We start from the raw sequence: 13,876 nt of genomic DNA on the forward strand, positions 1-13,876 counted from the left end.
TTGCCGTCGACGGCGGGGCTCGATAGGGCCTCCGCGCGCCGGGGTCGAAGCCGGAAGCTCCCAAGGGAGTTTCGACTTCAACGGGCAGGAAGCCCGTCGGACGGCGTGGTGGAGAGGGCACCGTCGACGGCTCGGTCTGGGGGCCGAACTTCGTGCCTTCGCCCGGGGAGGACAAGGGACACATTCGTCGGCGAATGAATGTCAATCAAAACATGCGTGACACTGAATCGATTGAGCAAAACCCTTATTAGTCTACGGACTGATCTGCTGACAACAACAATCCTAATTATAGCAAAGTTTTCACGGAGTCAAGGTGAAAATCCTCGCGAAGTCTTCGCAATCCGGTCCCCGCCCCGTCGCCCTAAAACAAAACCCAGCCGCGACATCTGTAGGTTTAATTTATTAGGTATCGAGGCCCTTTGGATTGATCGTATCGAGATGCTTTTCTGTTTATCGGGTCTTTTCCGTCCGCAGGAACCGCGACCATTCCCGGCGATGTCGAAGGCGAGGGCCTCGGCGGGGGTGGAGCTGTGTAAGAGGGGGAGGGAAGTCGACACGTGCGACCGCGAGTATCTCGAGTTCTACCCCCGATTGTCCTGGGTGAGACCCGGAACAGGGGCAGCCACGAGACCCTGGTAACGCACCCTTGGGACGGCTATAACCGATCCGGTACGAGCCCGGCTGGGCACTGGCCGAGGTCCGCGCGACGAAAGGGAAGGCGTCGGTTGGATGGCGGATCCGGGATAAGGTCGAATCCCTTTCGATTGCGGACAGGGTCTCCGGGCGGACGGCCCGGGATATTCACCGTAGCCCCCTCATCGGAGGTTCGTCGATGACCGAGACTCGCAGGACGTTCTTCGCCGCGGCCGGGGCGTTGGCTCTTGCCGGCGGGCGGGCCTTGGCATCGCCCAGCGACCGCGTCCGCCTGGCGGTCATCGGGGTCCGCGGGCGCGGGGCCGACCTTGCGCAGGCCTTCGCCTCGAGCAAGGACGCCGAGGTCGTGGCGCTCTGCGACATCGACGACGCCGCGTTCGCGAAGGCGGCGAAGGCGGTCGAGTCATCCGGCGGCAAGGCCCCGAAGGTCGAGAAGGATTTCCGCCGATTGCTCGACGACAAGTCGATCGACGCGATTGCCATCGCGACCCCGGACCATTGGCATGCGCTCTTAACCGTCCTGGGGTGCCAGGCCGGCAAGGACGTCTACTGCGAGAAGCCCGCCAGCCACAACGTGGTGGAGGGGCGGCGGATGGTCGAGGCGGCCCGGAAATACGGCCGCGTCGTCCAGATCGGCACCCAGCGCCGGAGTATGGGTCACATCAAGGACGCGGTCGAGTATGTGCGATCGGGCGCACTTGGCAAGGTGGGGATGTCGAGGGCCTGGATTCACCAAGTCCGGCAACCGATCGGCCGCGGGACGCCCGGCCCCGTCCCGGACGGGGTCGACTACGAGATGTGGCAAGGCCCCGCCCTCGACCGGCCGTTCACGGCGAATCGCTTCCACTATAACTGGCACTGGTTCTGGAACTGGGGGACCGGCGAGATCGGCAATAACGGGATCCACGGCGTCGACGTCGCCCGATGGGGACTCGGCGTCGACGCCCCGCTTACCGTCTCGTCCGGCGGAGGTAAATTCGTCTTCGACGACGATCAGGAGGTCCCCGACACCCAGGTGGTGACCTGGGAGTTCCCCGGCGCCTGCCTGGTCTGGGAGCATCGGATGTGGTCCAAGCACGGGACCGAGGGGGCCAGCTTCGGTATCGCCTTCTATGGAGATAAGGGGACGTTGATCGTCGATGAGAAGGGGTGGCATGTCGAGGATGGCGAAAAGGCGGGCGGGCCGGTCCGTGGCCAGTTCGCCGACCACATCGACGACTTTCTCAACTCGATCCGGACTCGGAATCGTCCCAACGCCGACGTCGAAATCGGGCACGTGAGCACGCGACTTTGCCACCTGGGTAATATCGCCCATCGGCTCAAGCGGACCTTGACGTTCGACGCGAAGAGCGAGACGTTCCCCGGCGATCCCGAGGCCAACGCCCTCTTGAATCGGGAATATAGTCGGCGATTTGAGATGCCATCCCAGGTCTGAGTTGACTCTCGTTGATTTGATGATGAGAATAGGGGATCGATCGGGACGGCGGCGAGTGCCGACCCCGTGAAGTCGGGCCGTTCGACGTGGAACGGCCCCCGGCTCGAGTTTTACGCCGGTCAATTCGAACCGAATTCACGTATCGTACGAACTACGGATTCAGATCGACCGGGCTTCCTCGCGGGAGACGCGGGGGGACGTCCCGGGCCGATCGCAACCTACCCCCGAGGGTCGCCGGATGCTGCTCAGCGCGATCGGACTTCCTGTTTCGGATATCGACACCCCGGCGCTCCTCCTCGACCTCGATGCGTTCGACCACAACGTCGAGACGATGGCCGGCCACCTGCGCTCGCGCAAGCTCAACTGGCGGCCCCACGCCAAGGCGTTCAAATCTCCGGCGATCGCCCATCGCCTGAAGAAGGCGGGGGCGATCGGCGTGACCGTCGCCAAGGTCTCCGAGGCGGAGGTCATGGTCGCCGGAGGGATCGACGACATCCTGATCGCGCACCTCGTCGTCGGCCCCAGCAAGGCCGCCAGGCTCGCCGGCCTCCAGCGACATGCCGACGTCAAGGTGACGGCCGACCACCCCGACCATCTCGGCCCCCTGGGGGCCGCGGCCCGGACCGCGGGGGTCCAGATCGGCGTCCTCGTCGACGTCGACCTCGGCATGAAGCGTTGCGGCGTCGCCTCGGCCCGAGAGGCCGTCGAACTCGCCAGGCGGATCGCCGACACGGCGGGCCTCCGATTCGCGGGCGTGATGGGCTACGAGGGGCACACCCTGATGATCGCCGACCCCGAGGAGAAACGCGCCGCCATCGCGCAAGCGATCGGCCGACTCCTCGAGGCCAAGGAACAGGTCGAGGAGGCCGGACTCCCCTGCCCGATCGTCTCCGCGGGCGGCACCGGATCCTATCAAATCTCCGCCGACATCCCCGGCCTCACCGAGCTTCAAGCGGGTGGCGGGATTTTTGCATGTCAGTACTACCTGAAGAATTGTCAAGTTGAGGGGCATCGCTCGGCCCTCTCGGTGTTCGCCACCGTGATCGGCCGACCCGCCCCCGATCGCGCCATCCTCGACATCGGGCACAAATCGATCAGCGAGTATAAAAACACCCCAGTTGTCAAGGATCATCCAGGTTGTCGAGTGTTGGGCCTCTCCGCCGAGCATACTACCGTCGAGGTCGGGCCGGAGGCCTCCTTGAAAATCGGTGAAAAGGTTTTTGTGGTACCGGGTTATAGCGACTTTACCTTCGTCCTCCACGACCGCGTCCTGGGCCATCGGCAAGGCCGGATCGAAGCGTCCTGGGATCTCCTGGGACGTGGCAAGCTGCAATGATGCCACCGATAGGATCTCGACGAATGATTGCATGCGTGTTATCGTTGGGGTGGGCCACGGGATTTGATCTCGATGGAAGTTGGAGATTGGATTAGGTTGTGGCCACGACCACGGGTCTCGATCCGCGGATCACGTCCTATGCTTCAACGAGAACCTGGCCCGAGCATCCAAGGGTGTGAACGGACGTTGATGGCTGCCGGTCGGTCGAAAGTTTGACAAGCTTGGCCGGGACAGTGGTTCGCGAAGCGAAGCCGAGTCGTTACTGGGGATTTGGGTAAGGGGAGGAGCTGGGGTGGCCGTGGGTCAAAGGGAAGCCAAATCGCGGAGATCGTATCGCCCGACGGTCGAGGCGCTCGAAGCGCTCCGGCTGCTGAGCATCGGCACGCAGGTATTCCCCGACCTGGCGGTCGAGCGCGACGTGTACACGGGCATCGGCCCGATCGAGGTCAATACCGTCTCGGACCCGGGTCCGGCCTGGGATTTGGCGCTCGATCAGACCGCGGTCGCGGACCTTTTCGGCACGGCCCCGGTCGCGACCGATCCCAAGGCGATCGCCTCCGGTTTCTCGCAGATGAACCGGTATCTGAGCCGGAGCTGGTATCGGGCGGGGATCCCGGTCCAGATGCACGACGATTGCTCGCAGGCCGTGTACGTCTCGCTCCTGAAGACCCTCGGGCGCGACCCGTTCGACTCGCTCATGGAGAAGATCGGCAACGTCGGCATCCGAGACGTCCTGAGCCGGGAGACGTCCGAAGGTCCCGATTTCTTCCGGGCCGTCGACACGGTCAAGAAGCGTGCCCAGCGCGAGCGGTCGTACGTGTCGCTCGACTCCGTGACGTCGACCGCCACCGCCCCCGACGACGAGACGAGGACGGATTGGCGAGGGGCATTGCAGGAAGTGATCGACCAGTCGCTCAACCCCCGAGAGGCGGCGCTGATCTATGCCACCCTCAAGGGCGAGACGCCCGCCGAAATCGCCCAGCAGTGGGGCGTCGCCCCCAAGACGGTGAGCAACGAGAAGACTCGCGTCATCCAGAAGCTGCGCGAGGCGCTCTCGGACGATCTCGAGAACTGAGGTCGGGGACGAAGCCTGCGGATCGAGCGGCTCGGACCCAACCCCATTCCTCGAGAATGACGTGTTACGAGCCCGAATCGCAAGCGAGCGAATCCTTTCGCAAGAAATCGAGAGATCTTTACTCGGTTGCGATCCGGGCTTGTATCCGAGGAAGACGCGGCTCGAAGGTTCGCGGGACTTGTCAAAGCTCAGGCGTCAGACTTCTTAACCTTCGGGTCGGCCTTGGATTCCCCGGCCTTTCCCGACTCTGGGGTGTCATCCGACGACTTGTTGTCGGAGTTCTTGCCTTCCTGTTGGCCGTGTTCGAGCTCGCGCTTGCCGAAGATGCTGTCGAAGTTCGGGAAGCCGTATTTGCGGACGATGGGGCCGCTCATCGTGGATCTTGCTCCCTTCGCGGGTTGGTTGGGGCGTGGTCTCGATTCGTGGAGGAGGGAAAGACGGACGCCCGTCCTCCATTCGGGAGACGGGCGCGTCCGATGGGTTGAAACCGCCCTGATGCTCTAATGTGCCGGGCATGAGGGGGCTTCGTCAAGAGTTGGGGAGCGTTGAGCCGGGGACCGAGAGGCTTGGCGTTCGGCGCGATCACGGGGATCGCTCAGCGCTTGGCGGCGGATTGGGCCTCGGCGAATGCCGAGTCGAATCCTCGGCCGGACGAGGGGAAGTCGATCTTCTCCTTGACGAACCGGGCGGCCTCGGCGGCGCCGTGCTCGCGGTCCATGCCGGGATCTTCCCACTCGACGGAGAGCGGGCCGTCGTAGCCGATCTGGTTCAGGACCCGGGCGATCGACTCGAAGTCGACCTGTCCACGCCCCGGCGAGCGGAAGTCCCAGCCGCGTCGGGGGTCGCCGAAGTTCAGGTGGGAGCCGAGGATCCCCGTCTTCCCGTCCAGGGTCCGCGCGGCGTCCTTCACGTGAACGTGATAGATGCGGTCCGGGAAGGCGCGGAGGAACGCGACCGGGTCGACCATCTGCCAGAGGAGATGGCTCGGGTCGAAGTTGAATCCGAATTCCGGCCGGAAGTCGAGCGCCTTCAGCGCGGCCTCCGCCGAGTAGACGTCGAAGGCGATCTCGGTCGGATGGACCTCGAGCCCGAACTTAATCCCGCACTCGCGGAAGACGTCGAGGATCGGGTTCCAGCGCTCGGCGAGGAGCTTGAACCCGTCGGAGATCGTCGAGTCGGGGACCGGCGGGAAGGAATAGAGCAGATGCCAGATCGACGAGCCGGTGAAGCCGTTGACGACCTTCACCCCCATCTTCTTGGCGGCCCGGGCGGTGTCCTTCATCTCCTGGATCGCCCACTCGCGCTTCTTGTCGGAGTTGCCGCGAACGTTCTCCGGGACCCAGTCGTCGGTCCTCGCGTCGAGGATGTCCAGCACGAGCTGGCCGACGAGGTGGTTGGAGATCGCCCAGCACTTCAGCCCGTATTTGGCGAGGAGGTCGTGACGCCCCTGGCAGTACCCGTCGTCGTGAAGCGCCTTCTGGACGTTGAAGTGGTCGCCCCAGCACGGCAGCTCGATGCCGTCATACCCCCACTGGCTCGCCTTCTGGCAGATGACTTCGATGGGCAAGTCGGCCCACTGGCCTGTGAACAAGGTGACGGGGCGAGCCATGGTTGCGTACTCCCGGGTTGTTGCGACGGTCGCCCCGAAGCGGACCCAACGTCGGGATCGTTCGGGGAAAGACGCAACCATAGGGCTCGCGCCCGGGAAAGTCAACGATTTGACGGCCCGCGCCGACGGAGGGATAATAGACACTCTCGTGACCGACTTCCGACGCCTCCTGCTCGACGAGCTCGCCGCCCAAAATGCCTCCTCTCGCTGTCTTCTTCGACTTCGACGGCGTGATCGCCGACACCGAAAACATCCACGTCGCGAGCTGGCAGCGGACCCTCGCCGCGATGGGCTGGGGGGCGAGCGACGAGGTCTGCGCCCGCGCCGTCGAGATCGACGATCGGGTCTTTCTCAAAGAGATCTTCGATAAACATAAGATCGAGGGTGGGGACATCGACGGGTGGGTCGGCCGCAAGCAGGCGCTGACCATCGACCTCCTGACTGACTCCCCGAGGGTCTTCCCCGGCGTCGTCCCGCTAGTCGAAGCTCTGAAGGGCCGGGTCAAACTGGCCGTCGTCTCGACCACCTGGCGCGCGAACATCGAGGCGGTCCTGGCCGCGTCGGGCCTCGCGTCGGCCTTCGACGCGATCGTCGGCAAGGAGGATGTGGTGAGGGTCAAGCCCGACCCCGAGTGCTACCTCCTCGCGCTGGAGCGAGTCGGGGTCTCTGCCGCCGAGGCCGTCGCGATCGAGGATTCACCCATGGGCCTGACAGCCGCGAAGGCCGCCATGCTCGGGACGATCGCGGTCGGGCATCGGCTCCCCCGAGGCGATTGGTCGGGGGATTCCCACTACGTCGACGGCCTGGCCCGATACGCGGACGTGCTGAAGGCCCTGGAACTGGCCTGAGGACGATTCGATCTCGGGGGATCTAATTCAGCGGACCCGCCCCAGTCCGAACTGGTCGCCGGTCCGGGACGGCTGCCCGTCGTGGAAGTCGATCTCGACCATCTTCTCGCTCTGCACCGGCTTTCCGTCCTCGTCCGAGAGCCTGGCCACGATCTTCCGGCTCTTCACCTCGACCACTTCTCCCGTCGACGGATAGGCGTAGCGCCCATCGAGGGTAAACGTCACCCAACCGGGCTCGTCGCGAAGCTTGATGCTTTCGAGCGGCTTCGGGGGCATGACCGTGGCGTCGAAGATGTGGACGCGCTGGTTGAAGGCGTCGACGACCCAAAGCTCTTTCTCGTCGGGGGTGAGTCCGATCCCGTGGCTCGGGCAGCCATGCCGCTTGATCGGGCCCTTCTTGTAGCCGGCGACCTCGACCCGAAACAACTTCTTGCCCGTTGTGATGTCGCCCACCTCGAAGCCGAGGAGTTCGTTGACGTTGACGAAGCAGAGCGTCTGCCGGCCGTTGACCGTGAACGGGCGGATGCTGGCGGCGAACGGGCCCACGGTCCCGGCCGCCTTGTGGTTCGCGGTGTCCGAGACCGTGAGCAGGGGCGACTTCAGTCCGGCAAGATACGCGTGCTTCCCGTCGAGTCCATAGACCGTGTTGTGCGAGCCCGAGTCGGGGACGACCTTCGCGATGACCCGGCCATCGGTCGCGTCGACGACGTTCCAGTGGGCCTGCTCGAACGAAGGCAGATAGATCACCTTGCCGTCGGGAGAGATCGCCATCCGGTCGCACCCTCCCTCATAGGCCTTCTCCCAGAGGACGGTCTCGGTCAAGAGGTCAAGGCAGGTGAGGGTCCGGATCGTGCTGATGTACACCCGGTGGGAGTCCGCAATCGCGCAGATCCCTTTCACGTTCTCGGGCTTTCCCGCCGGCCCGATCCCGGCGGTCCGGATCCGCTTCACGAAGCGATGACCCTGGTCGATGTCGAAGACGAGGAGCCCGTGTCCGCCGTACTCGAGGTAGTCGCGGATCCCCGGCACCGCGACGTAGAGGTACCGATGATCCTCGGCAGTCGCCGAGGGAGGACTGGTCGCGAGCAGGGCGATCGAGACGACCCAAGGGAGTAGGAGAGCGGGTCTGCGCATGGAGGAGCCCTCGCCGAGTTACTGCACCGGACGTTATGTCCGCCCGGTGCATGGACGCGTCGAATCCTCTCGCGTCGTCGAATTCAACGAGCCTTCATGCTGCGGCAACGGCCGGGAGCGATCACGAGAGGATTTCCTTGACGACGTTACCCGAGACGTCGGTCAGTCGATAGTCGCGACCGGCGTGGCGATAGGTGAGACGCTCGTGGTCGATGCCGAGGAGGTGGAGGATGGTCGCGTGGAAGTCGTGGACGTGGACCATCCCGTCCGCCACGGCGATCCCGAGCTCGTCGGTTGCCCCATGGACGATCCCCGGCTTCACGCCGCCCCCCGCGAGCCAGGACGAAAAGCACTGGTGATGGTGTTCGCGGCCGGCGGCCCCGGGTTGCGAGTTATAAGGTGTGCGGCCGAACTCGGTGGTCCAGACGACGAGCGTGTCGTCGAGCATCCCGCGCGACTTGAGGTCGGTGATGAGTCCGGCAATCGCCCGGTCGACGTTCTTGGCCAACGGCACGTGGTCCATCATGTTGCCGTGCGAATCCCAGTTCCCCGACGAACCGGTGTCGATCAACTCCACGAACCGGACCCCGCGTTCGGCGAGTCGGCGACCGATCAGGCACTGCCAGGCGAAGCCGGCGGTGCTCCCCCGCTCGAGTCCGTACAGGGCCAGCGTCGCGTCCGACTCTCCGGAGAGGTCGAAGAGCTCGGGGGCCTCGTGTTGCATGCCGAAGGCGGTCTCGAACGACTTGATTCGGGCCTCGAGCACCGGCTCGTCCTCTCGTTGTCCCCGATGCCGCCGATTGGCCTCGCGGACCATGGCGAGCTCGAGCTCCTGGAGCTGCGATGAGGAGACGCGCCGATTGACGTTGGCGATGGGGACCGGGCCGGGGACGATGTGCGTCCCCTGGTGGCAGCCGGGCAGGAAGTCGGAGCCCCAAGTTTGCGTCCCGGCATAGGGAGCCCGGGGTGCGACGGCGACGAACGAGGGGAGGTTCTGGTTCTCAGTTCCGAGGCCGTAGCTCACCCAGGAGCCGATGCTCGGCCGGGCGAACGTGAACGACCCGGTGTGCATGCCGAGCGTCCCTTCGTAGTGATTCGTGTGGTCCGACGACATCGAACGGATCACGCAGAGGTCGTCGACGATCGACCTCACCTGGGGGAACAGGTCGCTGACCTCCGTCCCGCAGGTCCCTCCAGGCCGGAAAGTGAACTGGGGGGCTTTAAGGTAGAGCGTGAATTCGCCGAGCTTCCCCTGGAAGTTGTCGACCTTGATCGACTTCCCACCGTCGGCGATGAGTCGGGCTTTCGGGTCGAACGAGTCGACGTGCGAGACGCCGCCGGTCATGTAGAGGAAGATGACCCGCTTGGCCTTCGGGGCGAAATGCCCGGGGCGAGGCAGGAGCGGGTCGGCGACCTCGACGCCCGGACGCGATTCGGCAGCGGCCAGGTCGGCGAGCATGCCGCTCAGCGCGATCGATCCGAAGCCTCCCGCCGCAGATTGGAGGATCTGTCGTCGCGTCGGTTTGAAGTCCGGGATTCGCATCGGGGCGGTCCTCCGGTTCGTCCGGTCAGTCGATGTAGAGGAACTCGTTGCTCGCGAAGACGGTCCTCGCGAACGCGGACCAGGCGCCGATCGCCCTCGACTCGGTCGAGGGCTCGACCGATTCGAGCGCGCGAGTGTAGCGGTTCAGGAAGGTATGACCCGAGGCCAACTCCTCGGCGTCGGGCTCGCGAGCGATGGCCATTCGGTAGGCGAGGCGGAGGCGTTCGTCGTCGTTTGACCCTCCGTCGATGAGGCGTCGGGCGAACCCCATGGACTGCTCGTGGACGAACGGGTCGTTCATGAAGAAGAGGGCCTGCGTCGGCACGGTCGTCGGCGACCGCTTCGCGGTGCTCGCGTTCGGGTCCGGGCCGTCGAAGAGGGCGAGGAACGGATGGCGCTTGAGCCGCTGCGACATCAGGTAAACCGTGCGCTGATTGTGCTCATACGTGGCGCCGAACGGCCCGTGCTGCGAGAAGACGGTCCCGACGGGGGGGAACGGATGGACGCCTCCTCGAGACCGGTCGAGGTTCCCGCCGAGCATCAGGAGCGAGTCGCGGAGGGACTCGGCATCAAGTCGTCGGCGGGGGAATCGCCAGAGGAGCTCCACGCCCGGGTCGACATCATCTCCGAGCGGGTCGGCCGTACTCGAGAGTTGGTAAGTGGTTGAGAGCATGATCAGGCGATGCATCGCCTTGATCGACCACCCGGACTGGATGAACCGGAGGGCCAACTCGTCGAGGAGGCCCGGGTGCGTCGCGGGCCGTCCTCGCTTGCCGAAGTCGTTTTCCGTCGCCACCAGGCCGTTCCCGAAGTGGTCTTTCCAGAGACGGTTGACCATCACGCGGGCGGTCAATGGGTTCTCGGGCCGGGTCAACCACTGGGCCAGTTGGAGGCGACCGCTCCCTCCCGAGATTTCCGGGACGGAGTCGCCGCCGATGACCTCGAGGAAACGCCTCGGGACGAGGTCGCCGGGCTTGGTCGGCTCCCCACGTTTCTGGATTCTCGCGTCGTGCGGCGTTCCTTCGGAGACGCCGTAGGCCGCCGCGGCGAATGGCCCTTGCTCGAGAAGTTCCGTACGGCGGCGCTCCAGCCGAGAGCGAGCTGTCGTCACCTCCGCCCGTTGCTTGACCAGCACGGAGAGGGGAGTCCTGGAAAGCTCCCCTGCACCGGCTCTGGGGGACGAGGCGACAGGCTTCGGTGCTGGGTCGGTGGAAGGGGGAGAAATCGGTTCGTCGCGGACACCAACGTTGTCGAGGTCATGACTCGGCTTCACGCCTCCGATATGGCCATAGCCGTCGACGAAGAAATAGTCGATCGTCCCATCCCAGGCCGGGTGGAAGGCCTTGCCGGAGAAGCTCCGAAGGTCGCCTGGAGTGCCGATGGTCCCCGAATAGGTCCGTGACTTGAGGTCGAGCACGAGCTGGACGTTGTACCAGGAACCGAACTCGAGGGGGCGGAGCTCCTCGATCGATCCACCGTTGCGGACGAAGAACGACCCGTCATTGGCGAAGAGCTCGACCGCGGCCGAGACGCCCGGGCCGTGCCCGAGGTAGAAGCGGTAAGATCCGGATCCCGCCGCCGCCTTGTCCCCATTGCGGAAGTCGGCGTTGAAGTAGAGACGTTCCTGGCGGGCCACGTTCCGCGTTGGGTACAGGGTCACCCCGAGGCCGTTGTTCGCACCGTCGTTGGCGAAGCGTGCCCCCAGTTTCCCGGCATCAAAGAGATTCCGGTAAGGGCTCTGTGCATCGGCCGAGGCCCGGACCGTCCCGACGAAATCCCAGGGGAGGACGGGCGCCTCGTCGCGGTTTTGGAACTCGAGGCCCCCGTCTTCGTCGCCTCGCGTCCGGATCTCGGCCTCGATCGCGGCGAAGTCGGTTTTCGGGGCCATTTCAGGCGCAACCTTCGAAGGAGACTCTACGCTCGGCAAGCTCGAGTCGCCGACGGCGACGTTATCGACGTCGATCGCGGGGCCTGCTTCTGCCGTCCCCCCCTGCCCTGCAACGAGGAAGCCGTCGACCGTCCCATCCCATTCCGGGGCGAAGGCTTTGTCGACGAACGTCGTCAGGTCACCTGGAGATCCCACGATGCCGGAATAGGTCCGACGCTCGAGGTCGAGGGTGAGCTGGAGATTGAGCCAGGCGCCCGGCTTCAACGGCCGAATCGGGACCCGGGAGGCGCCGTCGCGGATTGTCAGGGAACCGCCGCCGAGGTCGATTTCGACGGCGGGGACGCGACCGAGTCCGTGACCGAGAGAGAGTCGATAGACGCCCCCGCCTGGCTTCCCGTCGTGGTACCGCACGTCGATGTTGAAGTGGAGACGCTTCGATCCCCCGGCCGTCCACTGGGGCCAGAGCTGCTGCCAGAGTCGATTCTCGGACGAGGGGCTCGGGAAGCGGATGCCGATCGTCCCGACTCGTCCCGTCAGGTTCGTGAACGGGCTTTGGGCATCGGGCACGGCCTCGGGACGCCCCTCGAACGACCAGGGGGGGACCGGAACACCTGTGCTTCCGCCCGCGGATTGCGCCTGGAGCTCGAAGTCGCCGTCGAGGTCGGTGAGCGGCCGGACCGTCGTCTTGCTCGGGGCGACCTTGAACGCCGCCAACTCGGTCTCTACATTCGCGAGTTCGCGGCGATAGGCCAGGAAACGCGCCTGCGCCTCCCCTCGAGGCTGGAGGGGGGCCATTGTCCGCACGCCCGGCTTCTGCTCCGAGCCCGGGAAGGGATAGCGGGTGCTCTCGAAGATGCCGTAGAGGGCGTAGTAATCGCGTGCCGAGACGGGGTCGAACTTGTGGTCGTGACAGCGTGCACATCCCAGGGTGAGCCCGAGGAAGGTCTGCCCGAGGGTGTCGATCGAGTCCTGGATCGTCAGGTGGTGGTAGTTCTCGGAGTCGAACCCGAAGCGCCGAGAGACGGCGATGAAACCGGTCGCCGACACCTTGCGGGCGAAATCCTCGTCCGGGTTCTCCTCGGCGAGTATGTCGCCGGCGACCTGCTCGCGGACGAACTGGTCGTAGGGCAAGTCTCGGTTGAAGGCGTCGATCACGTAGTCGCGGTATCGGATGGCCTCGCGTACGGGGTAGTCGGCGGTTTCCCCGGCCGTGTCGGCATACCGGACGACGTCGAGCCAGTATCTGCCCCAACGCTCGCCATAGGCCGGGGACGCCAACAACCGGTCGACGACCTTGGCGAAGGCATCGGGCGAAGCGTCGGTGAGGAACCGGTCGACGTCCTCCACCGTGGGAGGTAGACCGGTCAGGTCGAATGTCGCTCGACGGATCAGGGTCCGCTTGTCGGCCGGCTTGGCAGGTTGGAGTTTCTTGGATTCGAGCGTCTCGAGGATCCAGAGGTCGATCGGCGAACGGGCCCGGTCGCGATCGAGGACGGTCGGGGCGAGAGTCGGCGTGGGCGGGCGGAAGGACCAGAAGCTTCGGTCCTCGGCGGTGATCGCCCCTCGCCTGACGTTTGCCCCGGTCGCTTCCTCCGGCCAGGCGGCGCCGTCGGCGATCCAGCGCGAGAGGGTGGCGATCTGCCCCTCCTTCAACTTCGGGCCGGGTGGCATCTGCACCTCGCCCTCGTGGCGTACCGCTTTCACAAGCAGGCTCTCGTCGGGCTTCCCCGGCACGATCGCCGGGCCGCTGTCCCCCCCTTGCATCATCGCGGCCCGGGCGTCGAGGCGCAGGTTCGACTCCTGCTTGGAGGCGCCATGGCACTTGATGCAGCGGGCGACGAGCAAGGGCCGGACGTCGTTCTCGAACGCGGCCAGGGCTTTCGCATCCGCGGCCACGCCCTTCGAAGCGGGCTCCTCGCCTCGAATCCCTGGCACAAGGAGGGCGCCGAGGAGGAAGGCCAGCGCGACTCGAGGTGATCGAAGCGGTCCCATCATAGTGACCCTCGGCGGAAAGCCTCTCGAGACGAGGACTCTACCCAACAATCTCACCGCCATCCCATCCTCGTCGACGGGATCGCTCCCGTGAAGATTACCCGCTGGAGCAGGTTTTTCTCCAACCTTTTTTGAATCAACCAGTAGGTCTGCGAACGGGGTAGGAATGTCTTCGGAGAGTCATATCCGGCAAGATCTAGCGTCGCATCACGGTTCGTGCACGACGACAACGTCCAGGGTGTGTCTAAAGCGGTAGGTCGGGGGTGAATCCTTGCCCCGTAACCTATTCCTTACCTGTGCATACGGGTTACTGAGCCCTGAACGTGGGCTCTTGTTCGAGATTTCTCCGACAAGCCCCACCG

Annotated in this window: 9 protein-coding genes; 4 read left to right on the forward strand and 5 right to left on the reverse strand. The window is 65.0% G+C overall.

Going from position 1 to position 13,876, the window contains the following annotated elements; all coding sequences use genetic code 11:
• Positions 1-832 precede the first annotated feature (832 nt).
• From ACYOEI_RS28305 to ACYOEI_RS28315, 3 genes are all read left to right on the forward strand, one after another.
• Positions 833-2,089, forward strand: coding sequence for a Gfo/Idh/MocA family protein (locus ACYOEI_RS28305; RefSeq protein WP_462853012.1), 1,257 nt, complete (start codon positions 833-835; stop codon positions 2,087-2,089).
• A 238-nt stretch (positions 2,090-2,327) separates the two neighbouring features.
• Positions 2,328-3,425: a DSD1 family PLP-dependent enzyme gene (locus ACYOEI_RS28310; RefSeq protein WP_462853013.1), complete on the forward strand. Its 1,098-nt coding sequence runs from the start codon at positions 2,328-2,330 to the stop codon at positions 3,423-3,425.
• Between the two features lie 292 nt (positions 3,426-3,717).
• Positions 3,718-4,500, forward strand: a complete 783-nt coding sequence (locus tag ACYOEI_RS28315) for a sigma-70 family RNA polymerase sigma factor (protein ID WP_462853014.1) — start codon at positions 3,718-3,720, stop codon at positions 4,498-4,500.
• A 188-nt stretch (positions 4,501-4,688) separates the two neighbouring features.
• On the opposite strand, the gene ACYOEI_RS28320 is transcribed toward ACYOEI_RS28315, so the two are convergent.
• Positions 4,689-4,874 carry a hypothetical protein gene (locus tag ACYOEI_RS28320; protein WP_462853015.1) on the reverse strand — a complete coding sequence of 62 codons (186 nt, stop codon included), beginning with the start codon at positions 4,872-4,874 and terminating at the stop codon, positions 4,689-4,691.
• 221 nt (positions 4,875-5,095) lie between these two features.
• The gene (locus tag ACYOEI_RS28325; RefSeq protein ID WP_462853016.1) at positions 5,096-6,109 is read right to left on the reverse strand and encodes a sugar phosphate isomerase/epimerase family protein; all 1,014 of its coding nucleotides are present in this window, start codon (positions 6,107-6,109) and stop codon (positions 5,096-5,098) included.
• A 194-nt stretch (positions 6,110-6,303) separates the two neighbouring features.
• Here ACYOEI_RS28325 and ACYOEI_RS28330 point away from each other — a divergent pair, with 194 nt between their 5' ends.
• A complete protein-coding gene (locus ACYOEI_RS28330) occupies positions 6,304-6,957 on the forward strand; it encodes an HAD family hydrolase (RefSeq protein WP_462853017.1) in 654 nt (217 codons plus the stop codon).
• A 27-nt stretch (positions 6,958-6,984) separates the two neighbouring features.
• Here ACYOEI_RS28330 and ACYOEI_RS28335 read toward each other — a convergent pair whose 3' ends face one another.
• The 3 genes from ACYOEI_RS28335 to ACYOEI_RS28345 form a co-directional block, all read right to left on the reverse strand.
• Positions 6,985-8,091 (reverse strand): YncE family protein, encoded by a 1,107-nt coding sequence (locus ACYOEI_RS28335; protein WP_462853018.1) that lies wholly within the window; start codon positions 8,089-8,091, stop codon positions 6,985-6,987.
• Between the two features lie 121 nt (positions 8,092-8,212).
• Positions 8,213-9,634 (reverse strand): DUF1501 domain-containing protein, encoded by a 1,422-nt coding sequence (locus ACYOEI_RS28340; protein ID WP_462853019.1) that lies wholly within the window; start codon positions 9,632-9,634, stop codon positions 8,213-8,215.
• Positions 9,635-9,659: 25 nt separating this feature from the next.
• Complete coding sequence (locus tag ACYOEI_RS28345; RefSeq protein ID WP_462853020.1) at positions 9,660-13,517, reverse strand: PSD1 and planctomycete cytochrome C domain-containing protein; 3,858 nt, start codon at positions 13,515-13,517, stop codon at positions 9,660-9,662.
• Positions 13,518-13,876: the final 359 nt, after the last annotated feature.

This window comes from Singulisphaera rosea, assembly GCF_054877945.1.

Excerpts from the sequence above, each read along its gene's own strand:
- ACYOEI_RS28305 (WP_462853012.1), top strand. The coding sequence starts at position 833 with ATGACCGAGACTCGCAGGACGTTCTTCGCCGCGGCCGGGGCGTTGGCT.
- ACYOEI_RS28320 (WP_462853015.1), bottom strand. The coding sequence starts at position 4,874 with ATGAGCGGCCCCATCGTCCGCAAATACGGCTTCCCGAACTTCGACAGC.
- ACYOEI_RS28330 (WP_462853017.1), top strand. The coding sequence starts at position 6,304 with ATGCCTCCTCTCGCTGTCTTCTTCGACTTCGACGGCGTGATCGCCGAC.
- ACYOEI_RS28345 (WP_462853020.1), bottom strand. The coding sequence starts at position 13,517 with ATGATGGGACCGCTTCGATCACCTCGAGTCGCGCTGGCCTTCCTCCTC.
- ACYOEI_RS28340 (WP_462853019.1), bottom strand. The coding sequence starts at position 9,634 with ATGCGAATCCCGGACTTCAAACCGACGCGACGACAGATCCTCCAATCT.
- ACYOEI_RS28335 (WP_462853018.1), bottom strand. The coding sequence starts at position 8,091 with ATGCGCAGACCCGCTCTCCTACTCCCTTGGGTCGTCTCGATCGCCCTG.
- ACYOEI_RS28325 (WP_462853016.1), bottom strand. The coding sequence starts at position 6,109 with ATGGCTCGCCCCGTCACCTTGTTCACAGGCCAGTGGGCCGACTTGCCC.
- ACYOEI_RS28310 (WP_462853013.1), top strand. The coding sequence starts at position 2,328 with ATGCTGCTCAGCGCGATCGGACTTCCTGTTTCGGATATCGACACCCCG.